Source organism: Ruegeria sp. CJ3, assembly GCF_056536725.1.
This window is the reverse complement of record NZ_JBQFQE010000010.1, coordinates 89,826-116,005: the sequence shown is the minus strand read 5'-3', so window position 1 is coordinate 116,005 and position 26,180 is coordinate 89,826. Positions and strand designations below refer to the sequence as shown.

Genomic DNA, 26,180 nt, shown 5'->3' with positions numbered 1-26,180 from the left:
CGCCGTTTCATGCAAGCCGCAGCGAAGAGGCGCCGATTTGACGTTCATCTGGTTCGCAGGTTTGCGGCTGCTTGCAACGTTGCAAATCCTTTAAGGATCTTTGAACACAGTCTGCAACGGGGCGTGCATGAGCAGGACGCGCGCGCCATCAGCAGTCGCCGATGCATATACATGCCCCCGATTGCTGTCAAAATAGGCACTGTCTCCAACGCCGAGTATCACCGGGAGCTTGCCGTCAAGATGGAGCTCGAGTTTGCCTTCCAGCACATAAACAAATTCCTGGCCGGGATGTCGAACATGCTCGCTCACATTCATCTCTTCCAATGGCTTCAGATTGCAAAGAGCGGGCAGCATGGTTTTCCCATGCGATTCCGCGAAGAGCAATTCGTAGGTGTAGAGGTCGTTCTTTTGCAGAGTGCTTTCGCCAACGCGCGCGACAAGGAACCCTCCCTCTTCAAACCTGCCGCCATCATCTGCGTAAAGTGCGTTTATTTCGACGGAAAGCGCGGCAGCGATTTTTGAGAATTTATCGTAAGCCGGTGCCAGAAGACCGCGCTCAATCTTGGAAAGTGTCGAAACGGCAAGCCCTGCGCGATCCGACACTTGTTGCAGCGTCAGACCTCGCTTTTTCCTGAGACTTCTGACGCGTTGTCCCACTTCCTGCCGCGCCCCGTTTGCTTCTGTCATCGAGCGAATTCTCCTGTTTCGGTGCTGCAAGACTATTGTCAGTCCGGGCTCTCCACAAACCAATTATGGATCACAAAGTTTTCGTAAAATAAAACTTGATTTTCTTTTAGTAAATTTTACGATCCCCCCAATTGTCATCAATACGCTGGCAGTTCGCATCTGGGAGGAATGCAAATGAGGACTTATTTTCGCGAACTCGTAATCGCTGTGAGTTTGGCTGTACCAACGCTTGCTGCGACCACTGCCATGGCTGAAACCAAGAAAATCGCCATTGCGAATTTCGGGTCGCATCCGCAATTGAATGCAGTCGCGGAGGGGTTTCAGGCTGCGGTTGATGCTGCGGGCGTCGATGCTGAAATAACGGTCGATCACGTTAATTTCGATCCGACCCTGTTGCCGCAGATGTTTGCCAAGATCGAAGCAACGAACCCCGACATGATCGTGGCGATCACCACCCCGGTTGCCCAGAACATGCTGAATCTCTTCGGCGACGGTGACAAACCGCTGCTGTTTGGGGCTGTTACCGATCCGGTTGCCGCCGAGCTCGTTCCCAGTTGGGAAGAGGGCGGCAAGAATATCACCGGCGTCGCAGATGCGCTGGACATCAAGGCAACGCTGGAATTTATCAGCCAACTGTTTCCTGACGCGGAAAGTGTCGGTGTTCCCTTCAACCCGGCCGAAGCAAACGATCTTGCCACACTGGAATTGTTCGAAACCCACGGTCCCGAGCTGGGCCTGAAGATTGAAAGCGTCGGGATCGACAACACCAATGATATCATGGCGCGCATCACGTCGCTGTCGACATCCGCAGATGTTATCTACGGGCCTGCCTCGAATATGATCCAGCCCGCAATCGCTGCGGTCAGTAGTGCTGCGACCCAAATGGGCAAGCCGGTTGTCAACATGGATGACGGTCCGGTCAACGAGGGGCTGATCCCCGCCGGCTTTACCGTCAGCTACTATCGGATCGGCGAGATGGTCGGCGAAATCGCCGTGCGCGTTCTGGCCGGAGAGTCCCCCGCGTCGATTGCGCCGCAAAAGCCCAGCTTTGAGGATCATGTCATGGCGATCTCCAAATCTGCCATGGCGCGTGTCGGAGCCCCGATCCCCGATGCATTCAACGATTGCGACTGCATCGCCGATTAAGCGTATCAGCGTACCGCCTGCGGGCGGTACGCCCAGACTGGGATGCACCGATGTTAGAAATCCGCGAGGCGAGGAAAACGTTTTTCTCGGGCACACCCGATGAGAAAGTGGCGCTTGATGGGCTGAACCTGACCCTGCAAAAAGGTGAGTTTGCGATCATCATAGGTTCGAACGGAGCGGGCAAAAGTACATTACTGAATGCCATTTCCGGCTCACTCATGCTGGATTCGGGCAGCATTCGCATCGGTGACGACGACGTGACACGCGTTTCTGTGCACCGCCGCGCGAACCACGTCGCGCGGGTGTTTCAGGACCCGATGAAGGGCACCGCCGCAGGCATGACGATTGCCGAGAACATGCTGCTGGCCGAACTGCGCCAATCCAAGGCGCGGCTGCGGATCGGGCTGACAAAGCAGCGCCGTGACTGGTATAGAGAGCAACTGTCATACCTCAGACTGGGACTTGAGGATCGGCTGGACACCCGGGTGTCCCTGCTGTCGGGCGGGCAGCGCCAATCCCTGTCCCTGGTCATGGCGGTCATGGATGAACCCGACATACTGCTGTTGGACGAACATACCGCAGCATTGGACCCGCGCACGGCAGCGCTTGTGCTTGATGCAACGATCCGCGCGGTCGACACCCTCAAGCTTACGACACTCATGGTTTCGCACAACATGCAACACGCCGTGGATTACGGAACCCGCATTCTGATGCTGGAAGCGGGCAAGGTGAAGCTTGACATCACCGGGGACGACAAGACCTCGGCCACCGTGGGTAGCCTGACGGACCATTTCTCGATCAAGACCGACCGCATGCTTCTGGGGGCTGGCAATGGCTGATGTGTTTTCTGTGTTTTGGGCGCTCGTGCCCGTCACATTGGCCCAGAGTCTGATCCTCAGCTTTGTGGTTCTCGCTGTCATGATCCCGTTTCGCATCCTGTCCTTTCCCGACCTGACCTCTGAAGGTGCCTATCCGCTGGGTGGCGCGGTCGCTGCAGTGGCAATTCTGGCGGGCGTTCCGGCCTATCTTGCGGTGATCCTTGCCTTTGTTGCCGGGTTTATGGCGGGCACTCTGACCGCTTTCATTCACCTTCGGTTTCAGATCCACACCCTTTTGGCCGGGATTCTGGTCACGACCATGCTTTACAGCGTGAACCTGAGAATTCTGGGTCAGCCCAATATTCCCTTGTTTCGCGAAACCAAGGTGTTTGACTATGTCTCTGTGCCGTCGCTGTCGGTCAACGGGGGCAAGATATTGCTGGCCGGGGTACTGGCCGGGCTGTTCTTTCTGGCATTGCGCTTTTGGTTCAGCACTGAGCGCGGGATCGCAATGCGAGCTGTCGGGGACAATCCCGACATGGCCGAAGCGCAGGGCAACAACGTCAACCGTATGATCTTTCTGGGTGTAGGGGTTGCCGGGGGGTGCTCGGCCTTCAGCGGCAGCCTGATGGTGCAAAGCCAGTCCTTTGTCGATGTGAACATGGGTCTGGGCATTTTGATCAACGCCTTGGCCGCGCTGATGATCGGAGAGGCGATCACGGGTCGCGACCGGATTCTGAAACAACTGGCCGCGCCCTTTATCGGGTCCATCATCTACTACCAGTTGATTTCTTTTTGTCTCGCGGCCGGGCTCGCCCCAAGCGATCTGAAGATCGCGACCGGCATCCTTGTGATCGCGATGCTGGCCGGTCCGACGCTGTTGAGCAAACGCAAGGGTCGCATGGCACACGAGAAGATACGCGAATGACACAGGTCGTTTACACACCGCAAAAATGGCCGCTTGCCGAGCCTTTCAAATTTGCCGGCTACACAATTGAAACGCTGGATTGTGTCCATGTCACGGTATCGCGCAACGGCAAATCCGGGCAGGGCGAAGGTATCTATCCCGTCGTCTTCGACGTGACTATGGAACAGATCAAAGCCGATCTCGACAGAGCCATCGCTCAGATTGAAAACGGTGCTGACGCCGAAACTGTATGCGCCGCCATGCCCGCAGGTCCTGCCCGCAATGGACTGGATTGTGCGCTTTGGGATCTGCGGGCCAAAGAAAGCGGCCGAAGCATCTGGGCGCTTGCGGGTCTGGCAGAGGGGCCTGCAGCAATCGACGTGGATCAAACTGTTGGTCTGGGCACCATCCAGGAGATGTCCGAAGCCGCCCGCGCCTCGAACCATCACATTCTGAAACTAAAGCTGGATGGGGAGGATATCGTCGATCGCGTCAGCGCCATTCGAAAGGCACGGCCAGGTGTAGAGTTGATCGTGGACGCCAACCAGAGTTGGACGGTTGAGTTGCTGCAACGTGTCAGCGGCAAGCTGGCCGAACTTGGCGTCAGGATGATCGAACAGCCCGTGCCACCCGCGCAGGATGAAGCGCTTGCCGAGTTGAACAACCCGGTGCCGCTGTTTGCGGATGAGTCCTGCCATGTCGCGGCAGATGTCGAGCGACTCAAGCACCTGTATCAGGGCGTGAACATCAAGCTGGACAAGACCGGCGGGCTGACAGAGGCGCTGGCTTTGGTCCGGGCCGCCAGAGAGGCCGGAATGGGCGTGATGGTGGGCTGCATGTCAGGCACGTCGCTGTCCATGGCCCCCGGCTATGTGATTGGCAGCCTTTCGGATTGGTCCGATCTGGATGGACCGTTGCAACTGGCATCGGACCGGACCCCCGCAATGCAATACCAAAACGGACAACTGAAGCACTACGATACCGCCCTTTGGGGCTAGTCTGAAACGAAAGACCAAAATGGCAGAGATAAGTTCCCCCTATCTGATCTACCTGGGCAACACACAAATCCCGGGGCTCGCAAAAACCGGCCTTGGTCTGGCGTATTGGCGGCCGGAGCGCTGCATTGGACAGTTGCGGGACGAGGGCTGCGTCGCCGACCTTGGGCTACCGGACCTAAGTATCGCCGAAGCTGTATCCGCAGGCGCGCGAACGCTGGTTCTGGGCACCGCGTTTATCGGCGGCCAAATACCACCCGAATGGATCAGCAGAATTGTCGAGGCGCTGGAGGCGGGCATGGAGGTGGCATCTGGCATGCACACTCCGCTGCGATCTATTCCCGCCATCGCAGAGGCAGCAGACAGGACCGGCGGGATCATCCACGATGTCCGGTTGGCACATGGCAATTACCCGATCGCAACCGGCTTGCCGCGCGCAGGTCAGCGTCTGCTGGCGATTGGGACCGATTGTGCGGTTGGCAAGAAATACGCCGCGCTGGCCATTCATCGGGAAATGGTGGCGCAGGGTATGAACGCGACCTTCCGCGCGACCGGGCAAACAGGTGTTCTGATCGATGGCAAGGGTATCTGCGTTGATGCCATCGTCTCGGATTTCATCGCCGGCGCGGTTGAACAACTGACGCCTGCAAACGATGCAGCTCATTGGGATGTTATCGAAGGGCAGGGCGCACTTATTCATCCGGCCTATGCCGGTGTTTCGCTGGGATTGCTGCACGGTGCGCAACCGACCGCTTTTGTCGTCTGCCACGAAGATGGGCGCGAGGAGCTTTCGGCATTCCCGGGTCACAAGACGGCAACGATCTCTGAAATCAAGGAACTGGCCGTGCTGTTGTCACGCCGTGTTGCGCCCGAGATCAAATGCGCCGGTATCTGTCTTAATACGTCACGTTTGACCGAAACGGAGGCTCGGCAGCGTCTGGCAGATCTCAGCGCCGAACATGGCGTGCCTGCTTGCGACCCGGTGCGCTTTGGCGTCGCCGACATCATTTCGACCCTTGAGTGACCGAACCACCAGAGGTTTGTCAAAACCCTTCTGCGCAATGGGAAGTGAACTTGAAGCTACGAAAGAACAAGTTGGCAGAACACACGATCCTTGCTTCCGGATCGAATGAGGACCGGGGCGACCGAACCCGGTCGGTGCCATCGTGATCTGGCTTGTTCCGATATGCGTTGTCCTGATGCTGGCTTCGGGCCTGGCACTGGCCTATGTCATCGGCGGTGCGGCCGTGCTGGCCTTTGTTTTCACCGATAATGCCCGGTACCTGGCCATACTGCCGCAGAAAGTATTCTCGCAGATCTCGGTCTTTTCGCTCCTGTCCATGCCTTTGTTCATATTGGCTGGGGAATTCATGAACCGAGGCGGCGTCACCAAAGCGCTGATTGACCTGAGCGTTGCCATTGTCGGGGGCATTCGCGGCGGTCTGGGCCATGTCAACATTATGACGTCGGTTTTCTTCGCGGGCATTTCTGGCTCAGCCGTGGCGGATGCGGCGGCCTTGTCAAATACGCTGGTGCCCGAAATGGAAAGGCAGGGCTATGAGAAAAACTATGCCGCGGCCATAACTGCGGCCTCAGCGATCATCGGGCCGATTGTCCCGCCATCGATCATTCTGATCTTTTACGGCGCGCTCATGCAAACCTCCGTCGCAGCGCTCTTTGTTGCGGGCATTCTGCCCGGGCTGCTGCTGGCCGTGGCGCTTTTTGTGACCAACACGGTCTTTGCGATTGTCCAGGACCATCCACGCATCGCCAAAGAAGACCGGGTTCCTATCCTCAATGCTTTGCGCGTTGCTTTTCCGGCCCTGTCACTGCCGGTTATTATTCTGGGCGGCATTGTGTTTGGCTGGATGACCCCGACAGAAGCTGCCGCGATTGCGGTGATCGCCGCCTTTGTGGTGGGATATTTCTACGCCGGCTTCTCAAAACACGATATTCAGGAAAGCCTGCAACGCACCGCAATTCTGAGTGGCTCGATTTTCATCATCCTTTGCGCGGTGGCCGCGTTGGGTCATGTTGCATCGCTGGAGCAGGTGCCGAAGGCGATTTCCAATACGGTAACCAGCCTGGGCCTTGGCCCCGTCGGATATCTGTTGCTGATGAATGTCGTCTTCATTCTTGCTGGCATGGTTCTGGATCTTGCGGTGGCGATGGCGCTGCTGGTGCCGCTTCTGGCCCCGGTGGCTTTGGCGAATGGTGTCGACCCGGTGCATCTGGGCATCATCATCTGTTTCAACCTGTCGGTCGGGCTGGTCTCGCCGCCGCTTGGAGGGTGCCTTCTGATCGTATCGACCGTGGCAGGGGTGAATTACTGGGCGCTTGCGGCCCGGGTCATTCCGTTTGTCATTATCGAAATTCTCGTGCTGGGCATTCTGGTTTTCGTGCCGGAAATCAGTCTTTTCCTGCCTCGCGCCATGGACGTGTGGAACTAGAAACACTTTGAATAGGAGAACACAGAATGCGACGTAAAAGCTTCCTCAGAGGGGCGCTGGCTGGTCTGGTCATCGGTCTGGTGTCACCGGTGGCCGCCGAGGTCAAAATTGCGCTGGACACCCCACCCACGCTTGAACATTCGGGCACCTATGTCTGGGCGCATACGTTCAGCGAACATCTCAAGGCCAATGGCATGGACCCGGTCGAATACGAGCGGGGTGCCTTGGGTGGCGAGGCGGAAAGGCTCGATCAGGTCAGCCAGGGGCTGCTTGAGGTCTCTATGTCCGACAACAAACAGGTCGGCACGCTCGACGGTACGATCTTTGGTCTGTTGCTGCCTTACTTCTTTGCTGATGATGCCCAGCTGGATCAAGCTCTGTACGACGGCGGCATGCTGGATCGTGTCAATGCAGAAATCGCGCCCAAGGGCGTGCGGATCGCGGGCGTTGTATACTCGGGCGGGCCTGCCGGTATTTTCACCACCAAGACACCTGTGAACACCATCGAAGATCTCTCGGGCCTGCGGATGCGGGCGTTGGACGAGGCGCAGATTGCCATATTCGAATCCTGGGGCAGCCAGGGGACGATCGTAAGCTGGAACGAAGTGCCCAACGCGCTGCAAACCGGTATTGCGGATGGTTACATCAACCCTCCATTCGTGCCGCTTTTGTTTGGGCACACAGATTTCATCAAGCATTTCACCGATGTGTCGATGACGCCATCCACACGCCTCGCGATCATTTCGGAAGATTGGTATCAGGGGCTGTCTGAGGATGAGCGCAAAATCGTCGATGATGCCATATCGGCCGCAAATGCCGCCAACCGCGAATGGCTGGCTGGCCGGACCGTAGTGATCGAGCAACTGGAAGAGGCGGGGATTTCAGTGATCCGGCTGGACGAGGCGGCGCGCGACGGCTTCCGTGAAGCGTCGAAAGCCGGTTGGGCGACCTTGCCAATGCCCGACGGGGCGCTGGACGCCTGGATCGCTGCGATCGGTCAATAAAACGACATGCGAGCTGCGGCCCTTTGGATAGAACGGCTATCGCGGGCGCTCCACAGACTGGCGCTTTGGGGCGCTGTTGCTGGTGTGTTGGTGATGCTGGGGGCCGCGCTCTGGCAGGTTTTTGCGCGCTATATCCTGTCGCAACCCCCGGCCTGGACTGAAGAGCTGGCGCGATATTCCATGGTATGGGCAGGTCTTCTGGGGGCCTCTTGCGCCTTTCGGCTCAACACCGACCCCTCTCTTTTCCCTGACATGCGGAAAAGGCGCGGCGCAACCGGTCATGCTCTGGCAGTCATCCGGGCACTTGGGGCTCTGGCTCTGGTCACACCTATTCTGTGGTTCAGTATTTTTGGGGCCAATATGAACCCCGCCAAAGGCTATCTGGCACGCCTTGCAGGGCGGCAGGCCGCCACAATGGATGTTTTGATGATTGTCTTTGGCCTGGCGGTGCCGGTGGCTTTTGCTCTCATCCTGATACATCTGCTCGCGCAACTGGCCGTTCATTTCGGCCCTGCAAACCATAAGGACAAGCCATGAAAGTTCTGATTGCGTTGCTGGCAACCGAAACCAACTCGTTCTCGCCAATACCAACGGGGCGGGCCGCTTTCGAAGAGACCTTTTTGACTCGCCAAGCCACACAGATGGAACCGAATCCGTTCTCGGCGCCGCTGATCGAATGGCGCCGCGCCGCCGAAGCACGAGGGTGGGAGGTTGTCGAAAGCCTGGCGGCCTTGGCCCAACCCGCCGGCCCAACGATCCGGGCGGTCTATGAGGAATTTCGCGATGAAATACTCTCGGACATCGAAAGATCACGCCCCGACATCGTCCTCTTTTCCTTGCATGGCGCAATGATGGCCGAGGGCTATGACGATTGCGAAGGCGATTTGTTAACGCGCGCCCGCGATATTTTGGGTAAGTCTGCCGTGGTCGGGGCCGAGCTGGATCCTCATCATCACCTGACCACTGCCATGTTGGACGCCGCCAATCTGTTGGTCGCTTTCAAGGAATATCCCCATACGGACACCGCAGAACGCGCGCGAGAGCTGTTTACGCTCGCTGCCGATACCGCATTGGACAAAATCAACCCGGTGATGCGCGACTACGATTGCCGCATGATCGCATTTTATCAGACGCCCATGGAACCGATGCGCAGTTTCGTCGAACAGATGCAGGCCCGGGAAGGCCTGGATGGCGTTCTGAGCCTGTCTCTGACCCATGGGTTTCCCTGGGGAGATAGCGAACGGGTCGGATCGCGGATGCTGGCAATCGCCGATGGCGACGCGGCCAAAGCCGAACGCGTTGCCGCCGAGTTTGGCGCGCGGCTTTGGGACTTGCGTGAAGACCTGCGGATCGATTGGCCCGACATCTCGAAGGCGCTGGATCGGATTGACACCGCAACCGCCTATCCTGTCGTGCTTGCTGATACGGCAGACAATGCGGGTGGCGGTGCGCCGTCGGATTCCACCTTCGTGCTGCAGGAGGTGCTGAAACGCGGGCTGAAGGATATCGCGCTCGGCCTGTTCTGGGACCCTGTGCTGGTGCGGATGTGCAAGGATGTCGGCGTGGGGGGCACAATACAGATCCGTCTGGGTGGCAAGATCGGAAAAATGTCTGGTCAACCCGTGGATCTTATGGCGACCGTCCGGTCCATTCGCGATGATATGACCCAGGAAATGGGTGGCTCTTCGATGCCAATGGGAACCGGCGTGTGGCTCGAGGCCGATGGCGTCCATCTGGTGGTCAATGACCTGCGCAGTCAGACGTTCCACCCCTCTGCCTTTACCGATCTTGGTATGGATATCGGCAGCATGAAGGCCTTGGTGGTAAAATCCACTCAACACTTCTATGCCGCATTCGCACCCATCGCGTCCGAAGTCATTCACATCGCCAGCCCGGGCGCGATCACACCTGACTTCGCCGGCATTCCCTATACCAAACGCCACGGCAGGTACTGGCCAAAGACAGAAAATCCCTTTGGATGATCTGTCGCGCGGCGGCTTCAATCTCAATGGAAACAACTGCTAGGAGCATAACTCACATCAGCTTCGGAATTGGCAATCTGACAGGAAATCTTGTTCTCGCCAAACCGTTTCAACGCATACGAACAACACAAAAACAGGGACATGGTTGGACCAACTTATGACTGATAATACTTCTCACACCAAGCTCTCACGTCGTGAATTCACAGCGTTCTCGACATCACTGCTAGTGACGGGCCTGTTCGCTGGGGGCGTGCGCGCCGAACAAGCCGCTGCACGCTCGGGGCAGGAGATTTCACAGGCCATTCGGTCCGGAGAGGTCAATCTCGTGGATTATGTTACGGAGCAGCTTGAGCGCGCGGCGGCCCTGAACGGTGACTACAATCTGTTCATTTCTCTTGATGCAGAGGCTGTTCTGGCGCGTGCGCGTGAACTGCAAGCGCAACAGGACGCCGGGCAAAACGCGTTGCCTCTTTTTGGTGTGCCCATTTCGATCAAGGATCTGGTGGTGACAGAAGGGATCGAAACAACCTTCGGCACCGCGCTGTTCAAAGGATATGTGCCCGAGGTCAACGCGCCTCTGGTCGAACGGTTGCTGGATGCAGGTGCAATTATCTTTGGCAAGAACAATGCCAACGAGCTCGCATACGGTTCCAACGGCTATAACTCTCACTATGGGCAGACGCTGAACCCCTACGACCGGACGCGGATCGCGGGTGGATCTTCGGGCGGTGGTGCTGCGGCTGTTGCGGCGGGTCTTGTTCCAATTGCGATAGGATCAGATACAGCGGCCTCGATCCGCGTTCCGGCCGCCTTCAACGGCCTCTATGGTCTGCGCCCAACCCACGGCAGATACGACAATTCGGGCGTGTCACCGATTGCTCCGACGCTTGATACGGTCGGCCCGATTGCACGCTCCATCGGTGATGTGCGGATCATTGACGAAGTGCTCTCGGATGACACGCAGGCTGTTGCGCCGGTCTCGCTGGACGGATTGCGCGTGGGGCTGCCTTCCGCATTGTTCATGGATGATCTGGCCGAGGATGTCCGGTCAGCCTTTGGAGCCTTTGTTTCTCGGCTGCGCGAGCAAGGTGTGGTGTTTGTAGAGGCCGACCTGCAAGAGGCCGGACCATTGGTGGAAGCAGGGCTGTATCCGATCCTGTTCACCGAAACATGGCCTGCGATGACCGCGTTTCTTGCGGAATGGGGCGATGGTCGTTCGGTCGAAGACCTGCACGCAGCCGTCGGACCGGATGTACGCGGTTTCTGGGACGCGCTGGTCATACCGGATGCCGCGCAAAAAATCCCGCAAGAGGTCTATGAGCAGGCAATTGCTGACATTCGACCGAAGATGCAAAAGTCGTATGAAGACTACTTCAAAGCGAATGATGTAGACGTGATGCTGTTCCCCGCAACGGCGTCAACGGCGTCCAGCGCGACGCCTGAGAACCGTCAGGAAATTGAAATCGACGGGGCCCCTGCGTCTCTCTACATCAACGACCGAAACTCAGGGCCTGGTGCCCTGGCGGGCACACCGGGGCTTGCAATGCCAATTGCGATGTCCCCGTCCGGTATGCCGATTGGGGCAAGCCTTGATGGTCCGATGGGTTCGGATCGGCTGCTGATCGCTATTGCAGCCGCCATGAGCGCGGTCACTGAGCCCATTCCTGAGCCGTCTCTTTGACTCCTGCAAAGACGTCTTCCGTGGCCACTCATCGGCCGCGGAAGGCCAAAGCGCCTGTTAAAGAGATTGGCAGGTGGGCGTGTTTGATGACCATTCTGAGATCCTCTGAAGCAGGCTTTGGGAAGGCAAGACTCAGCTTTGGGATTGGCACGAGCCGATTCTCCGCAGATAGCGGCAAAAGCTTACCTAACGTCATGTTCCGGCAGCCGAATTCTTGCTTGATTACCAAAGCGCGATCCAAGCAGGTTTTTGCAATGCCAGAGTCGACTATCGGCAAGTTTTTGCCTGTAAAAACAGCCCTTAACAGTCAAAATCCAGCATTTTCCAACCCGTTGCAAATTCGTCAACGCGCGTTGCCGATTTCTCAATTGCCCGACGCAATTTTCGGTGTGTAGGTGAACTCACGCAATCGACACCACTCACGACAAACATGACCCCCTCGTTCGTGAACTTGACGACGCAGAAATTTCAAATGGGCGGGCACTTCTGAACGCCGCCCAGAACGCAAAAGGAGCTCAACATGAGTGACATTCGTGGAACTGAAAATGCGGACATCCTTCAGGGTACTGCCGCAGCTGATACAATCTTTGGCCTTGGCGGCAGCGATATTCTCGAAGGCGGCCGTGGCAACGACAAACTGAACGGCGGCGCGGGCGATGACGCAATCGTTGGTGGTCGTGGTCGTGACACGCTGAACGGTGGCGAAGGCAACGACGCAATGGACGGTGGCAGCGGCCGTGACAAACTGAACGGCGGCGCGGGCAATGATGCGCTGAGCGGTGGCGCGGGCCGTGACGTCCTGAACGGCGGCGCGGGCGAAGACGATCTGAACGGTGGCACGGGCAACGACAAACTGACCGGTGGCACCGGGTCCGACAGCTTTGTGTTCTCGGCAGGCGCAGATGTTGTAACCGACTTTGATGCCAACGACGACAACGAAGTGATCCGCTTCGAAGGCGCAACCCTCGACGCTATCACGAACTTCGACGATCTGGTCGCAAACCACCTCACGCAAGTCGGTGATGACGTCATCATCGACGACGGCCTGGGCAACACGATGACACTGCGTGGTGTCGACATCAACGACCTGCAAAGCGCTGACTTCAAGTTCGGAAACACCGGCACCACCTCCGGTGCCAATTCTGGCGACCAGAATGTGGACTTTGGTGGCACCAACAGCGGCAACCAAACCGTCAACTTCGGAAATTCCGATGGCTCCAACACCAACACTGGCGATCAGAACGTGAATTTCGGAAACGGCGACCAGAACACCAACTCTGGCACGCAGAGCGTGAACTTTGGCGACGCCGCGGGCAACACCGGCACTCAGACCGTTAACTTCGGCGACCCTGAGGGTAACACTGGCACCCAAACCGTCACCTTCGGTGACGACAATGGAACAAACGTAAATTCGGGCGACCAGAATGTCAGCTTCGGCGACGCCGACGGCACCAACACCAACTCTGGTACGCAGAGCGTGAACTTCGGGGATGCGGAAGGCAACACCGGCACCCAGACGGTGACTTTTGGTGATCCTGAGGGCAACACCGGTACTCAAACCGTCACCTTCGGCGACGACAATGGTACAAACGTCAACTCGGGTGACCAGAATGTCAGCTTCGGCGACGCTGAGGGAGCCAACACCAACTCTGGCACGCAGAGCGTGAACTTCGGGGATGCGGAAGGCAACACCGGGACGCAGACTGTTACCTTTGGTGATCCTGAGGGTAACACCGGCACCCAGACCGTGACCTTCGGCGATGAAGAGTTCAACTTCAACTCCGGTGATCAGAACGTCAACTTCGGCGGTGGTGAAGATGATTTCAACTTCAATACCGGTACCCAGAGCGTGAACTTCGGCGGTACCAATGACGGTGACCAGAGCGTCGATTTCCAAGGCTTCAATGATGGCGATCAGATTTTCGACTTTAGCTCGTGCGACTGTGACGGTGCCTGGGACTTCTTTGCTTGATCTAATGACGATCTAACAGATGTCCTAACACGGAGGGGGGGGCGAGCTAAGGGCGGCTCGCCCCTTCTCATATCCAAGTTTGGCTGCCAGTTGAAACATGCAGAGTCGGTCTGGGAAGGCCTCAAATTAGAAGGAAGGTTGCCCATGCAACTGGCTTGGTTGAAAGACTTCATTGCGCTTGCGGAAACAGGGCATTTCGGTCAATCCGCGGACAAGCGGCTCATTACGAATTCAGCGCTGTCTCGTCGAATAAAGGCTCTTGAGGAATGGGCAGGGGTTGCGCTACTGGATCGTTCCGAACACCCGATCAGGCTGACACCTGCGGGAGAACAGTTTATCCCTGTGGCTGAGCAGGTGGTGTATCTTCTGGAACGAGGAAGAATGAAGATGGAAAATTCTCTGGTAATATTGGCGACCGGGGGCACCCTGGAAAAGGTTCATAACGAGTTTGAAGAAGCTCTTTCTTTCCCAAGCTCGGGCGAGAACCAGGTGGAGAAAGTCCTCAAAGTCGGTAGATGCTACTTTCCTGAAGTTCGTCAGATTTGTCAGAAAGACAGCCTCGATTTCACCGATGCAGATCGGGCAGACATCCTTCAGGCCATTAACGAACAATCTGAGACGCGCATCGTGATCACTCATGGGACCAGCACAATGGATGAAACCGCAAGATATCTTGATGGGAAGACCCGCGGCAAGACCATCGTGCTAACCGGTGCCATGCGGCCATTTTCACTGGGTAAGTCGGATGCCGATTTCAACCTTGGCGGCGCAGTAATCGCGGCCCAGGCTTTGCCCGCCGGTGTTTATGGCATCATGAACGGTTGTATCTTCAACGCGCAAGACCTGGAGAAAAACCAGAAAGCTGGACGCTTCGACGTTTAATGCACTGAAGCCGTTTTATACGGTTTCGCTGACGAAGAAGTGCTCCCGCCGTCAAAGATCTCAAGATCGTACCATTGACTGTATCTATGGCTAAGTGTGTTGCCAATCTGTGTCCAATAAGGGGACACCATTCTTGATATGCCGCGCTGCCAACTTTTTCTGTCTCTTCTGAACAGGCAAGTGCGCAGCAGGACGCGGTCTAAAATCTGCCCGCGCGACTTCAGGAAAGAGCGTCAATATCTCTTCCCGGCTTTGCGCCCCCAAGGCTTCAAGAGCTTGCGCACCAAGAAACAGGCTTTCCGTAGGGGCGCCTTCGGCAAAGATAATCTCGTGTTGATCAAACATCAGATGAAAATACATCACATCGCGCGGCTTGGTTACTACGGAAACCTCCGACAGTTGTGTAAGGTTGATCGCCGCGATCAGTGAGAGCGTATCGCCGAACATGCGCATGGAAATACGCGATGATGCAAGCATCCGGTGCTGCCGGGAAACCAGTAGGTCTCGATTTGGTAAGCCGTTACCGAGGCTGCCGTTGCGGATCCGAATTGGTTTGAGTTTGGGGTTCGCGTTGAGCTGTGCAACCGACAGGTGCCGACGACCCACCCAACGAATGGGTTGCGGACCATGGTTCAGAGTGATGACCTCATCACCGACTGCGAGGTCTTCGACCAATCGCAACCCTCCGGGAACTGTGATGTATGTGCCAGCGGTGAAGCATGGCACATCCGAATTGCCCGGGGTACGTGGCCCTGAAACGTTGTTGCCTTCTTCGTCGAATTGAACCGACTCGCCGGGCCCAACCGTCGGAGCATTTGTTGTCGTTGCACCGTCTGCGGCCCCGCCGGTCAATGTAGTTGGACCGTTGCTTCCAATGCCAATCGCGTCGTCGACCACGCCTGTTGATGTATTGGTCAGCGCAACATAGTTGGCTTCATCAGCTACCTGGCTTGGAGTAGCGTTGATCAACTCGCGGTCAGGGCTCGTGGCGGTGATCGTGTAGATCGTGAAGTCAGGATTGTCCGGATCAGGGACGCCAACGAGATCGCTGAGCCGGACTTCGCCATTAGCCACTCCCGTTGCCTGAATGTTGTCCCCTGCATCATCCATGAGGGCACCATCGTTTCCATAAAAGGAAACAACAAAGTCGGCGGGATCATCGTCTGGCCCTAGAGTGATTTCTACAAACTCGTGGGTTGTGCTGTCACTGACCTCTACATCAGCGGTCCGGTAGTGAATTTCAGAGATGAAGGCCATTTCGGTATTCCGTCTGAAGCGAACCTACCCCAGATAGTTGAGGCGCGTTAGCACACTGTTGTGAGCAACCTCCGGGTTAATCCACACAAGCTTTCTTAGCGGTATTACGTAGCGATTCCCACTGTTTAGTACCAGTACATTTGAGCAGATCCTCCAACTTCCCGGCGGGTCTGCTTTATTTGAGACAATCACGTCGCGATCTTACAGTTCCATCGTATGGATCGCACCACCAGGCATCAATTACAGGTGCAAAACGCTCGGAAGCGGCACCTTTGGACCATGTATGTGGCCTTCGTTGCTCCCAAAACAGCGGAAGCGATTTATCTGCTGGTGTACGCATGCTGAGTTGCGGTCGCAAAGGGACTGATGTTACCAAAATAACACATTTAGTCTCCTTTTTTCAGGTATCATTACGATACTTTGACAGCGGTTCTCATGCTAGTCTACCTGAATTTGATGCAACTGTTTCTTTGTGTGAAAAAACAATGAACAGTCCTGTTAGATTTCTTGCTGCGATTTTATGCTCAACGGCGTTAGTGCCTTTGACCGTGACCTCAATTCGGGCGGCCTGCAGCACTCCGGGAAGTACCTACACAGCAGATGGCGGCTCGGATTGTGTTGCATCAGCACCTGTCACTTTTGACTCCAACGGGGTTTCCACGGTTACAGTTGTTGAAGACTCGAGTCTAACGATTTCCGGAGGAGATGTTACTGTTATCAACTCAAGAAATCCGCCAAGCGCTGGCGCCAGAGGTTATGCAATCCGACTAGGGGCTGATGGGTCGAGCAATAATGAATTCACAATTGATGGTGGCAATCTAACGATCGCTGGACTTAACCGGCTTGGGGTTGGTTTGGATGTCGCCGGAGCCGGCAACATCGCTACTGTGCGAGGGCAAACTACTGTTCAGTCGACGGCGGCTAACACCCGCCTTGTCACGCCGACCGACGGTGGTACCGTAAATTTCGAAGGTGCGGCCATTTTCTCAGCAACTGGCAGCGGCTCACAGCACGTCAACGCTGACCGCGGTTCGTTGACGTTTGGAGACACGAGTCTCTTTACAGGAGTTGGCGGCCTGCGCCTTACGAACAGAAGCGATGCTACATTTGATGGTGCTTCGACGATTGATCTAACAGCAGGTAATGGGCTGACCCTGCTCAACAGTTCTGCTACATTCAACGATACCCTGGATTTATCAGTTGCCGCAAATTCCGCTCGGGGCATCTTTACCAATGGCGTTGGGGTTGAGATGAAATCTTCGGGCGTGACGAATATCCGAACAACCGGAAGCGCTGCACATGCAGTTCAGGTGAATTCGGATGAAGCGCTCGTTGCTCTGGGGGACGGTAGCCAAAGCCTTGTATCCAATCAAAACACGGTCGTTCTCGCGGCTGGCTCCAATGTCACGACGACGGCAACCAATGCCGACGCGATCAGAGTTTTGAACACTACGTCAAATTCATCGATAACGATTGATGGGGCAATTAATGCTGGTCGGGACGGTATATATACGATCTCGCAGGGCGGCGCGACGAAAACAGCGATTATCAGTATTGGCACAACTGGTCGTATCGATGCGGGGCGCTTCGCCATACGGGATGAAGACGGCAGCGCGCAGGTGACTGTTGACGGGACCGTTTTGGGCACCAGTGTGCTTGGAGCAAATGATGACCAATTCACCGTGAACTCAGGTGGTGTCGTGATAGGAGATGTATTGCTGGGTGTCGGAGATGATGTTTTCACATTAAATGACGGCGCGAGATTAACCGGCGATATCCAGAATGGTGCTGGAGCGTCAAGTATCGCGATTTTGGGGAACTGGTCCGGCGGCGCGAGGCTGGGCGGTGGCAGCGACGTGCTGACACTGGATGCCGTAAGTCTCGAGACGATCTCCGATCTTGATGGCGGCGCAGATACTGGCGATATTTTGACGTTTTCTGGCGGGACCAGCGGCACAGTGAATGGTGCTGTTAGTAATTGGGAGACCATCGACGTTCAGTCTGGCTCGACATTACGTTTTGGGGAACGCGTTTCTTCTACGCTTACCACAATTCAGGCCGGAGCGGCGATCCAGGTCTTTGGCGGCACAACTCGGTTTTCTGGTGATGTCATCAATAATGGTTTGATCGACCTGGGGAATGGATCGGTAGGAGACCGTGTCGAATTCGCAGGAGATTATTCGAGTTCTGGGCGACTGCGCTTCGATGTCGACTATGCCACCAACAGCGCTGACACGCTTTATATCGCGGGATCAGCTCTAGGTCGCAGTACTATTGAGGTTGCGGATGTCTCCTCAGGCGCAGCCAACGGTTTTGATGTCGTGCTCGTACAGGTGGATGGCACCATCTCTGCAGACGCTTTTGTCTTTGCCGGCCAAAGCTCTTATGAGGTCGGGGCTTATCGTTATGAGTTTGAAATAGTGGGTAACACTGTTGTGCTGGTGGGGGAACTCGGTCCGGCGGGAGCGACCTATGGTGTGACCGGATCGGTCCTAGGTGGGGCGTTCAACAATCTGCCGACCTTGCGCGAACGCGTCGGCGCAAGATCGCAGGTGGCAGGCCGACCTACTTGGGTGAGGTTTTATGGCGACAACGCCAAACGTGGCTTCAATACTGGTATCAGGAGTGACGGCGACTTCTGGGGTGTACAGTTGGGGGCGGACTTTGCGGTTGAAGAAGGTGATTTGGGCCAGTGGGTTCTGGGTTTGACGGCTCAATATGGTAAACTATCGGCGACAATCACAAACAGAACCAGCGTGTTCACCGGGGGTATTGACGCCAGCGGTTATGGTCTGGGCGCAACGGCGACCTACTACGGCATTTCCGGGGGGTATGTGGATGCCCAGGTTCAGGCCAATTGGCTCGAGACGGATATATCTTCTTCAATACTTGGTGAGACAGCTTCGGGCGAGCGTTCAACACTATTTGCCGCGAGCCTGGAGTTCGGCCAGCGCTTCGCTCTGAGCGAGAATACCAGTATCGTGCCTCAGTTCCAGTTCACATGGGGTCGCGTTGACATGGGCAACTTTGTCGATCGCCAAGATAACTCTATCGATTTGGGCACGCAGGAGTCATCCAGCGGTCGGATTGGCGTGGCCTATGAATATGCGATAGACGACCGGCTCCAGGCCTACGTTGTGGGCAGCCTGATCCGTGATTTCGTTTATGACGGTGACGCGGTTACGGTTGCAGGCACGCAGCTATCTAATGTGGCGTCGAATAGTAAACGTGTAGAGCTCAGCCTTGGTGGCGAAGTTGGGTTGTTTGGCAACGCTAATCTGTACGGCGAAGTTGCATATAGCACCGGATTCGATCGGACCGCAGACATCAAAACCGAAAACTTCAACGGTACCGTCGGGTTAAGGTTCTTATTCTAAAGGCTTTCAGTGGGAAAGGAACGCTACTTGTCATTGCTTGCGCGCCAGCTGTGATGATTTGAACGGGCTGATTGCACGAATTGAAACAACAAAAGACAGCCCAGACTTAGACGACATCACATCTGAAGCCATTGTTATTTCACTGACTTGACGTCAGCTCAAGATAAAGCGCAATCTATACGGGAAATTATCCAATGCATTTTCTCTTTTGCCGGGGAGTTCTGAATGAGAATCCTGGTTGTCGATGATGACCCTCTATTTTGTGACCTGATGTCCATGGAATTGGCGGCGTGCGGATACACCGATGTTCACATCGTAAACTCTGGGGCAGAAGCGATAGACCTGGTCCGAGAACCCTCTCGTCTGTTTAGCTGTGCTTTGTTGGATATTGATATGCCAGGTATGAATGGTATTGAGCTCTGCCGTGCCCTGCGGGCTGAAGTCAATACATCCGATATCCCGATTGTCATGGTCACGGCACGTTCCGAGATAGAAAGCGTAGACGAAGCATTTGCAGCCGGCGCGACCGATTATCTGACCAAGCCGCTCAACAGGCGAGAACTGCAGGGCCGGATGACAATGGCCTCGGGTATTGCGCGCGAACGTGCCGCGCGCCAAGCCGCCTTGTTACAGAAGGACGATACCCGGAGGTTGCATTTCGCAGATACCTTTAGACTTGAAATGGACTACTCCTGTTTAGATTATCTTGCCCTGCAAAACTATGTGCTGAAACTGGGTGCAATGAGCATGTTCAGCCAAGTCGCGATTGGGTTTCAGGTTGCAAACGCGCGGCAATTGTTCATGACGCTGGACAACTCAACGTTCCAAGACTCGATGTCTGACATCGCCGAGATCATTGCGGAGGCACTGATCGCCAATGATGCAATCCTTTCATATGCCGGGTCAGGAACCTTTGTGGCGCTGGCCAAGCGGGTTCCGGAAATTTCTGTCGAAGATCTCACGGATCAGCTCGAAGTAAAACTTCTGACACTGAACGAATGGTATGCCAACCTTGGTCAGATGCCGACGCTGATGAAAATCGGATCTCCGATCACGCGCGGGATTGTCAATCTATCGTCGGCGACGGAAGTTCTTGAGACAGCACTGGAGAATGCAAATGCGTCGAAAGCAATTGTTGGAGCGGAGTCGGGGGTAAATCTGTCAGCGGCACTTGAAGCGCAGAACCAGACCGATGGAATGTAATTGCCGGCATGAGAGGACAGCGCGTTGAGCACTAACAGCTTTGATGATGCTCTATTACGTTTGCGCTCCAAGTTTTTGACTTCGTGTCAGGAGCGTCTGGACGTTATTTCGCTTGCGGCAACGGACCTCAAGGCCGAACCAACTAACACTGCGGCACTCGAGAGTATTCGGCGCGAATGCCACAAGCTTGCGGGTTTGTCTGGATCTATTGGGTTTCCTGCTATCGGCGACCTGGCAGAGCATATCGACATCAGTCTGAAAGAAGGCCAGGTGGGCTGGGTGGATCTCGGCCCGAAACTCGAAGAACTCATGGCGAGCTTAAAAGACCTCAACGAATAGGTGAGTCTCTTTAGAGATTTCCCCCTTTGCTGTGTGCGAACAAAGGCGCATTTCGTAGACAGAGGACACAGGTTGATTTTGAACGATAGGAAGCTGGTTTGCAGGACCGAAGGGAAACACTGAAGGAGCGAAGGCGGCGGCACCGGCGGACAGTTTCACTGATATATGCCTCGATCATCTTGCTCGGCGTATTGAGCGTCGCATTCATGGATCATGTTATCGTCGCTCAAAAGCTAGAGGCAGAGCGTGCGAATGTCCAAAGAACTCTCAATTCGGTCAAATTCCGTCTTGACCGTCTGATCGAGAGTTATAGCCATATGTCCCGCAGCCTCGCGGTAGCGCAAGCATTTGAGACAGACTCCGATTTTCAGACCTTGGCCCAGCTGCTTCGAAACAATAACCCCGGCGTCGTCAATATCGCCCGGTCGCAGAACTTCGTAATCACGGATGTGCACCCGATTGAGCCCAACCGCGCCGCGCTTGGCTACGATTATCGGGACGATGCCAAGCAACTAGAGTCAGTCCAGAAGGCAATTGACACACAAGAGACTGTCATCGTGGGACCGATTGAGTTGTTTCAGGGAGGCCGTGGGCTTTTGCTCAGAAATGCGCAACCCGGACCCGGAAACATCGTCGGAAACATTGTTCTGGATTTTGATTGGCTTCTTAAGGAGGCCGGGATGAATGCTGAACCAAATGTGTTCATGTCCTCTGCGCGAATAAAGAATGACGAGAACAATGCCCTGTTGTTTGGATCACCGTCTGTTTGGGCAACCGATCCCGTTCTCACGGAAGTTCTGCTGGGTGATGTGGTGCTGGAACTTGCAAAGATGCCCACCAATGGCTGGAAAATCGACAAGTCTCATCGCTTTGTTCTGATAATGACAACCACGTTAATTGTTGTGATCGCGCTATTTGGCGTCAATTATGCGCGGCGCCTGATCATAGAAAGGGCGCAGGCAAGGCGCCAGCTTATGAATGCCATCGACTCAATTCACGATGGTTTTGTCATTTTTGACCGAAATGACCGACTTGTCATGTGCAACGATAAGTTTCGAGAGCTCTTTAGAGCTTCGCGTGAGAAAATTGTGCCGGGCGTTTCATTTGAGGCCATTCTACGCGATGGCGTCGAACGGGGTCAGTATCCTGAGGCAAACGGATGCGAAGAGGAGTGGATTGCGGAGCGGCTCGCGCTGCACGCTAACCCAACTGGTCAAACAGAAGTTGAACTTGCAAATGGCAGCTGGATCAAAGCGTCAGAGTCAAAAACCAGTGACGGTAGTACCGTCGGAATCCGAACGGACATCACCGAGCTAAAACGGGCGCTTCATGCTGCCGAACAGGCCATCACAGCAAAAACCGAATTCATTAACAACATGAACCACGAGTTACGTGCACCCCTGTCTGTGGTGCTTGGCTATATTGCATTTCTCAAGAACGTCGCGTTGTATCCTCAATACCAAACCTTGCGGAGGGAACTTGGTAACGACGCTGATCTTACAAAGCTACTAGATGACTTTACGGACGTGGTTGTTGGGCAAGCGGCCAAATCCGAAGCCTCGGGTAAACACTTGCTCGGCCTCATCAACTCGGTGCTTGACTGGGCCAAACTCAATTCAGAGAGCGTTGTACTGAATACGGAAACCGTTGAACTCGACAAATTGCTCAACAGTCTAGCTGATGAATTTGGCGTCGCGGCCGATGAAAAAGGTTTGCAACTGCGCGTCGAGGCGGATCCGGTTTCGATTCATGGCGATCCCATGCGCTTAAGACAAATTTTTGTGAATCTCCTCAACAACGCGATCAAGTTTACGGATAGCGGTTTCATCAATATCTCCGTTCTGAACGGCACAACGTCGGTCAAGGTCGTGGTCGAGGACAGCGGACAAGGTATCCCTGAGGATCAACTGGGTTTGGTTTTCGATCGCTTCAAACAGGTTGCGGGCAAACAGCAGCAAGGTCAATCCGGAACCGGGCTTGGCCTTGCCATAACAAAGAACCTGGTGGAGTTGCATGGCGGGCAGATATCGGTCTCCAGTACACTCGGCCAGGGCAGCAAATTTGAAGTAATCCTCATGGTTGACTTCACGCTTTCAAACGAGCGGGCTGCTGTTACTTCTGGAAATGACAATACTGGTGAGCTAGGCTCGTGAGATATTGTGATGAAAGACTATTGTTATGAGCCATCCAAAACGAGTGGTGCATGTAGACGATGATGAAGACATGCTCACAATTACGCGCATGTCGCTCGAACTCGTCGGAGATTTCCAAGTAACTCAGTTCAGCTCCGCACATGAGGCACTTGAGAACTTGAGTGGGCTTCAACCAGATCTGTTCTTGCTTGATGTGATGATGCCGGAAATGGATGGACCCCAGCTTCTGGCTGAACTGCGAAAACTCGATGAGTACAAAAACACCCCTGTTGTATTCATGACTGCAAAAGCCGAAAGCAGCTTTCAGGAATCACCTACATGCGGTGGTGCGCTGGCTTGTTTAACAAAGCCTTTTGATCCTCTTACCCTTGCAGATCAACTAAATGAACTCCTCGCAAAAAACTCTACCCAAAGTAGATTTTCGATGTCATAAATTTCTTATTGATTGCTCATATTCGGGTAAGAACGGGGCGTAAGGACTTGAATGACCCATCAGACTTAGAGGTGGGTGAAGTACCAACCAGACCAATGTCGCTTCTCATGCGACAAATGAAGGACTACGCCCAAGCTGGCTTGGACTTGACTTGGCAAAGGATATTCATATTTGCCGCAGCCCTCGCTTTGGCTGGTTACTACTATGACGCAAAATTCGCTGGCATCATGCTCGTGTTTCTTGTGCTTTCTGAATTGTACGATTTCTGGTTCTTCAACCGTGTTATGGCGTGTATGGATCTCAGCGACGCGGCCGCGCGAAAATTGCTTCCCTATCTGTATTTGAGCACGCTGTTTAGCACCTCATTGATCATTACCTACTCAGTTGGCATCGCTATAATCCAAGGGCCAACGACCCATTTTATGTCCTCCTTCTTCCTGTTTGCTGCTGCACTATTTGCAGCTATGAATAGCCATTATGTCCTGCATGTCCTCGTAACACGACTTGTTTGCTTCTGCGCGGCATTTTTGTTCATACCAATCCGAGATATCGTTATTACCGGTGCGCCACTTCATTCGGAGGCTTGGGCCCAACTGTTCACAAGCATCTTTGTTCTGACATTTATCATCGATAGTTCGCTCGGCTACCTTCGGAAATACCGTGATCAGGTCAAACAGTTCGACCTTCTGAAGGCTGAGCATGAGAAATCAAAAATAGCATATAAAGCCAAATCTGAATTCATCGCGACGATGAGCCACGAGTTGCGAACACCGCTTGCTTCAATACGGGGATCAGTCGATCTGGCTCGGACGGGTAAGCTTGGAGAACTCCCCAACAGAGTATCGGAGGTGCTGGAGGTAGCACATCGGAACTGCATGAGGTTGCTAAAACTGATTGAAGAGATACTTGATCTACAGAGTATCGAGTCTGGCCGCATGGCCTATTCCCATGAAAACCTGGATCTGGTTGCATTGGTTGCTGAGACGCTCGCCGACAACCGCCTGTTGGCGAGCGATGCGGGGATTGTCTTAAGCTCTGATCTCCCTGACTGCGAAGTCATTGTGCGAGGGGATCAACAAAGACTGCAACAGGTCTTCCTGAATGTACTGTCAAATGCGATCAAGTTCTCGCCAGCCAAGAGCGAAATACGTGTATCGCTTCAGGTTTCGGACACGCGAGCAAAGGTTCTGTTTCGGGATGAAGGAATTGGGCTGTCGGAAGAGCACGAGGCAAAAGTGTTTGACCGGTTTACGCAGGTGGATTCATCAGATACGCGCAAAACTGGTGGTACAGGCCTGGGCATGAACATTTCCAGACAAATCATGAATGCCCATCATGGTACCATAACTTATACCAAAAACGCTGGCCCGGGAACGACTTTCGCTGTCGAACTGAATCTCGTTACCTTGAGAGCATGAACGGGTCTTCCGTTGATGACAGAATGCCACCTGAGCCTCCAAGTATCTGAAACTAGTCGAACTGTCCCTAGCTTTGAGGCAAGGCGTTCGACATGGGGGCAAGTAATTGCAGCGCCGGGTTTAAGCGCGACGCGGTACATCAGCTCACGGCGCTGGAGTATCTCCCAGCACCTTTGCCGCGAGATCCATGAACGATCGTTCCGGGGTGGAATACCTTTAGCGGCGCGGAGCACGAACTGAGCAGACGCGGACAAAGCCGATGCCAGTTTTCTCAAGTGGAATGTCTGCTATTCAGAGATCAAGGAAACGATCCAGTGAGATCAAAACAATGCAAATCAAACGGGTTCTTAGCAGTGCACGCGGACGAAGTGATGCGGTCGCGTTCAATGGCATGGCCTACGTGGTTGCCTACGACCCTGAAGCGGCAGAGGGGATTACTGACCAAACACGCAACTGCCTGCGCTTTCTGGATCGCAAGCTGTCAGAAGTAGGTAGCGGAAAACAGACACTTCTTCAGGTCACTGTGTTCTTGAGCGACATGGCGATGAAACCAGCAATGGATGAGGTCTGGTGTGATTGGATCGGACCAAAAGAGAATTGGTCTCAAAGAGCCTGCGTGGGGGCTGACTTGGGAGATGAAGTTACTCTGATTGAGATTACAGCTATCGCTGCAAAGTCTGAAAGATGACATTTGTGCCACGCGCAGAAGCCGCCTACTTAAGGCTCCATTGCGCGCCCTATCGGCAACGCAGAATACTCTCAGCCCAAAGGAAACATCTCGTTGAACGAGGCTGCGCCGCTTCGAGAAAAGGTCACCACCCGCGTTTTCTGATCCCGTTTTGCCCAAGACAGCTCCTCAAAGCGGCTCAGAAACGCGCGCCCCAAGCTGCCCGCCAGATGCGATCTGCGCTCGCTCCAGTCGAGACACTCCCGGCAAACCGGCGCACGCGCCTTGCGCAGGGTATCTACGTCGATCTCAAATTCTGAGGCAAATGCAGCGCCTGAATCGGTCAATTCCAGTTCTTGGCCATCCAAAACCAGGTGCCCTTGCGCCATTAAGCTGTCGAACATCCGCGTGCCCATGTCTCCGGCCAGATGGTTGTAACATACGCGCGCCTCGCGCAGCTCTGCGTCTCTGGGGCCCGTCCGCTTTCGCAAGTATCCCGAACCAGCCGCGAGGCCCATCAGACCCTCCAGGACATGCGCAACATCATCGCTGGCCAGCGAAAAATACTTGTGCCGGCCCTGTTTCCGGGGCCTTAGCAGGCCCCCTTCATCGAGTTTCGACAGATGCGAGCTCGCCGTCTGGATTGTCACCCCTGATTCCTCAGCCAACTCACTGACCGTCAAGGCCTTCCCGCTCATCAGCGCGGTCAGCATGTTGGCACGAGCAGGATCGCCGATCAAAGCAGCGATATGGGCGATATCTGGACCTTCTTTCATAGTTCGACCTTAGTCGAAGCATCTACGGATAGC

23 protein-coding genes are annotated in these 26,180 nt (G+C 54.9%); 20 read left to right on the top strand and 3 right to left on the bottom strand.

The window, feature by feature from the left end; all coding sequences use genetic code 11:
- Positions 1-90: 90 nt before the first annotated feature.
- A complete protein-coding gene (locus tag ACR0J1_RS16635; protein WP_480733551.1) occupies positions 91-687 on the bottom strand; it encodes a helix-turn-helix domain-containing protein in 597 nt (198 codons plus the stop codon).
- Between the two features lie 174 nt (positions 688-861).
- On the opposite strand from ACR0J1_RS16635, the gene ACR0J1_RS16630 reads away from it, so the two are divergent.
- From ACR0J1_RS16630 to ACR0J1_RS16570, 13 genes are all read left to right on the top strand, one after another.
- Positions 862-1,833, top strand: coding sequence for an ABC transporter substrate-binding protein (locus ACR0J1_RS16630; RefSeq protein WP_480733552.1), 972 nt, complete (start codon positions 862-864; stop codon positions 1,831-1,833).
- A gap of 50 nt (positions 1,834-1,883) precedes the next feature.
- Entirely contained in the window at positions 1,884-2,672 is a 789-nt protein-coding gene (locus tag ACR0J1_RS16625; RefSeq protein ID WP_480733553.1) for an ABC transporter ATP-binding protein, read from the top strand.
- Positions 2,665-3,579 (top strand): ABC transporter permease, encoded by a 915-nt coding sequence (locus ACR0J1_RS16620; RefSeq protein WP_480733554.1) that lies wholly within the window; start codon positions 2,665-2,667, stop codon positions 3,577-3,579. The genes ACR0J1_RS16625 and ACR0J1_RS16620 overlap by 8 nt, the downstream gene beginning before the upstream one ends.
- Positions 3,576-4,556 (top strand): dipeptide epimerase, encoded by a 981-nt coding sequence (locus ACR0J1_RS16615; RefSeq protein ID WP_480733555.1) that lies wholly within the window; start codon positions 3,576-3,578, stop codon positions 4,554-4,556. The genes ACR0J1_RS16620 and ACR0J1_RS16615 overlap by 4 nt, the downstream gene beginning before the upstream one ends.
- A gap of 19 nt (positions 4,557-4,575) precedes the next feature.
- Positions 4,576-5,577 (top strand): N-acetyltransferase DgcN family protein, encoded by a 1,002-nt coding sequence (locus ACR0J1_RS16610; protein ID WP_480733556.1) that lies wholly within the window; start codon positions 4,576-4,578, stop codon positions 5,575-5,577.
- A gap of 142 nt (positions 5,578-5,719) precedes the next feature.
- The gene (locus ACR0J1_RS16605; RefSeq protein WP_480733557.1) at positions 5,720-7,003 is read left to right on the top strand and encodes a TRAP transporter large permease; all 1,284 of its coding nucleotides are present in this window, start codon (positions 5,720-5,722) and stop codon (positions 7,001-7,003) included.
- A 26-nt stretch (positions 7,004-7,029) separates the two neighbouring features.
- Positions 7,030-8,007 (top strand): TRAP transporter substrate-binding protein, encoded by a 978-nt coding sequence (locus ACR0J1_RS16600; protein ID WP_480733558.1) that lies wholly within the window; start codon positions 7,030-7,032, stop codon positions 8,005-8,007.
- 6 nt (positions 8,008-8,013) lie between these two features.
- On the top strand, positions 8,014-8,544 hold the full coding sequence (locus ACR0J1_RS16595; protein WP_480734552.1) for a TRAP transporter small permease: 531 nt from the start codon (positions 8,014-8,016) through the stop codon (positions 8,542-8,544).
- On the top strand, positions 8,541-9,989 hold the full coding sequence (locus tag ACR0J1_RS16590) for a M81 family metallopeptidase (protein ID WP_480733559.1): 1,449 nt from the start codon (positions 8,541-8,543) through the stop codon (positions 9,987-9,989). Before ACR0J1_RS16595 ends, ACR0J1_RS16590 begins: the two co-directional genes overlap by 4 nt.
- Positions 9,990-10,146: 157 nt before the next feature.
- On the top strand, positions 10,147-11,670 hold the full coding sequence (locus ACR0J1_RS16585; RefSeq protein ID WP_480733560.1) for an amidase family protein: 1,524 nt from the start codon (positions 10,147-10,149) through the stop codon (positions 11,668-11,670).
- Between the two features lie 83 nt (positions 11,671-11,753).
- Entirely contained in the window at positions 11,754-12,065 is a 312-nt protein-coding gene (locus ACR0J1_RS16580; RefSeq protein WP_480742505.1) for a hypothetical protein, read from the top strand.
- Between the two features lie 125 nt (positions 12,066-12,190).
- Complete coding sequence (locus ACR0J1_RS16575; protein WP_480733562.1) at positions 12,191-13,642, top strand: hypothetical protein; 1,452 nt, start codon at positions 12,191-12,193, stop codon at positions 13,640-13,642.
- A gap of 144 nt (positions 13,643-13,786) precedes the next feature.
- Positions 13,787-14,524: an asparaginase domain-containing protein gene (locus tag ACR0J1_RS16570; protein WP_480733563.1), complete on the top strand. Its 738-nt coding sequence runs from the start codon at positions 13,787-13,789 to the stop codon at positions 14,522-14,524.
- 90 nt (positions 14,525-14,614) lie between these two features.
- On the opposite strand, the gene ACR0J1_RS16565 is transcribed toward ACR0J1_RS16570, so the two are convergent.
- Positions 14,615-15,781 (bottom strand): Hint domain-containing protein, encoded by a 1,167-nt coding sequence (locus tag ACR0J1_RS16565; RefSeq protein ID WP_480733564.1) that lies wholly within the window; start codon positions 15,779-15,781, stop codon positions 14,615-14,617.
- Positions 15,782-16,119: 338 nt separating this feature from the next.
- On the opposite strand from ACR0J1_RS16565, the gene ACR0J1_RS16560 reads away from it, so the two are divergent.
- From ACR0J1_RS16560 to ACR0J1_RS16530, 7 genes are all read left to right on the top strand, one after another.
- Positions 16,120-19,158 (top strand): autotransporter outer membrane beta-barrel domain-containing protein, encoded by a 3,039-nt coding sequence (locus ACR0J1_RS16560; protein ID WP_480733565.1) that lies wholly within the window; start codon positions 16,120-16,122, stop codon positions 19,156-19,158.
- A 225-nt stretch (positions 19,159-19,383) separates the two neighbouring features.
- A complete protein-coding gene (locus ACR0J1_RS16555) occupies positions 19,384-20,361 on the top strand; it encodes a response regulator (protein ID WP_480733566.1) in 978 nt (325 codons plus the stop codon).
- Positions 20,362-20,385: 24 nt separating this feature from the next.
- On the top strand, positions 20,386-20,700 hold the full coding sequence (locus ACR0J1_RS16550; protein ID WP_480733567.1) for an Hpt domain-containing protein: 315 nt from the start codon (positions 20,386-20,388) through the stop codon (positions 20,698-20,700).
- 206 nt (positions 20,701-20,906) lie between these two features.
- Complete coding sequence (locus ACR0J1_RS16545) at positions 20,907-22,853, top strand: sensor histidine kinase (RefSeq protein WP_480733568.1); 1,947 nt, start codon at positions 20,907-20,909, stop codon at positions 22,851-22,853.
- A gap of 25 nt (positions 22,854-22,878) precedes the next feature.
- A complete protein-coding gene (locus tag ACR0J1_RS16540; RefSeq protein ID WP_480733569.1) occupies positions 22,879-23,286 on the top strand; it encodes a response regulator in 408 nt (135 codons plus the stop codon).
- Between the two features lie 116 nt (positions 23,287-23,402).
- Positions 23,403-24,704 carry a sensor histidine kinase gene (locus ACR0J1_RS16535; protein ID WP_480733570.1) on the top strand — a complete coding sequence of 434 codons (1,302 nt, stop codon included), beginning with the start codon at positions 23,403-23,405 and terminating at the stop codon, positions 24,702-24,704.
- A gap of 259 nt (positions 24,705-24,963) precedes the next feature.
- Complete coding sequence (locus ACR0J1_RS16530; RefSeq protein ID WP_480733571.1) at positions 24,964-25,392, top strand: RidA family protein; 429 nt, start codon at positions 24,964-24,966, stop codon at positions 25,390-25,392.
- Between the two features lie 71 nt (positions 25,393-25,463).
- On the opposite strand, the gene ACR0J1_RS16525 is transcribed toward ACR0J1_RS16530, so the two are convergent.
- The gene (locus ACR0J1_RS16525; protein WP_480733572.1) at positions 25,464-26,147 is read right to left on the bottom strand and encodes an ArsR/SmtB family transcription factor; all 684 of its coding nucleotides are present in this window, start codon (positions 26,145-26,147) and stop codon (positions 25,464-25,466) included.
- Between the last annotated feature and the right edge of the window lie 33 nt (positions 26,148-26,180).

Bases quoted from the DNA above. Each gene is read 5' to 3' on its own strand.
- ACR0J1_RS16635 (WP_480733551.1), bottom strand. From the start codon at position 687: ATGACAGAAGCAAACGGGGCGCGGCAGGAAGTGGGACAACGCGTCAGA.
- ACR0J1_RS16630 (WP_480733552.1), top strand. From the start codon at position 862: ATGAGGACTTATTTTCGCGAACTCGTAATCGCTGTGAGTTTGGCTGTA.
- ACR0J1_RS16625 (WP_480733553.1), top strand. From the start codon at position 1,884: ATGTTAGAAATCCGCGAGGCGAGGAAAACGTTTTTCTCGGGCACACCC.
- ACR0J1_RS16620 (WP_480733554.1), top strand. From the start codon at position 2,665: ATGGCTGATGTGTTTTCTGTGTTTTGGGCGCTCGTGCCCGTCACATTG.
- ACR0J1_RS16615 (WP_480733555.1), top strand. From the start codon at position 3,576: ATGACACAGGTCGTTTACACACCGCAAAAATGGCCGCTTGCCGAGCCT.
- ACR0J1_RS16610 (WP_480733556.1), top strand. From the start codon at position 4,576: ATGGCAGAGATAAGTTCCCCCTATCTGATCTACCTGGGCAACACACAA.
- ACR0J1_RS16600 (WP_480733558.1), top strand. From the start codon at position 7,030: ATGCGACGTAAAAGCTTCCTCAGAGGGGCGCTGGCTGGTCTGGTCATC.
- ACR0J1_RS16595 (WP_480734552.1), top strand. From the start codon at position 8,014: ATGCGAGCTGCGGCCCTTTGGATAGAACGGCTATCGCGGGCGCTCCAC.
- ACR0J1_RS16590 (WP_480733559.1), top strand. From the start codon at position 8,541: ATGAAAGTTCTGATTGCGTTGCTGGCAACCGAAACCAACTCGTTCTCG.
- ACR0J1_RS16585 (WP_480733560.1), top strand. From the start codon at position 10,147: ATGACTGATAATACTTCTCACACCAAGCTCTCACGTCGTGAATTCACA.
- ACR0J1_RS16575 (WP_480733562.1), top strand. From the start codon at position 12,191: ATGAGTGACATTCGTGGAACTGAAAATGCGGACATCCTTCAGGGTACT.
- ACR0J1_RS16570 (WP_480733563.1), top strand. From the start codon at position 13,787: ATGCAACTGGCTTGGTTGAAAGACTTCATTGCGCTTGCGGAAACAGGG.
- ACR0J1_RS16565 (WP_480733564.1), bottom strand. From the start codon at position 15,781: ATGGCCTTCATCTCTGAAATTCACTACCGGACCGCTGATGTAGAGGTC.
- ACR0J1_RS16560 (WP_480733565.1), top strand. From the start codon at position 16,120: ATGCTGAGTTGCGGTCGCAAAGGGACTGATGTTACCAAAATAACACAT.
- ACR0J1_RS16555 (WP_480733566.1), top strand. From the start codon at position 19,384: ATGAGAATCCTGGTTGTCGATGATGACCCTCTATTTTGTGACCTGATG.
- ACR0J1_RS16545 (WP_480733568.1), top strand. From the start codon at position 20,907: ATGGATCATGTTATCGTCGCTCAAAAGCTAGAGGCAGAGCGTGCGAAT.
- ACR0J1_RS16540 (WP_480733569.1), top strand. From the start codon at position 22,879: ATGAGCCATCCAAAACGAGTGGTGCATGTAGACGATGATGAAGACATG.
- ACR0J1_RS16535 (WP_480733570.1), top strand. From the start codon at position 23,403: ATGAAGGACTACGCCCAAGCTGGCTTGGACTTGACTTGGCAAAGGATA.
- ACR0J1_RS16530 (WP_480733571.1), top strand. From the start codon at position 24,964: ATGCCAGTTTTCTCAAGTGGAATGTCTGCTATTCAGAGATCAAGGAAA.
- ACR0J1_RS16525 (WP_480733572.1), bottom strand. From the start codon at position 26,147: ATGAAAGAAGGTCCAGATATCGCCCATATCGCTGCTTTGATCGGCGAT.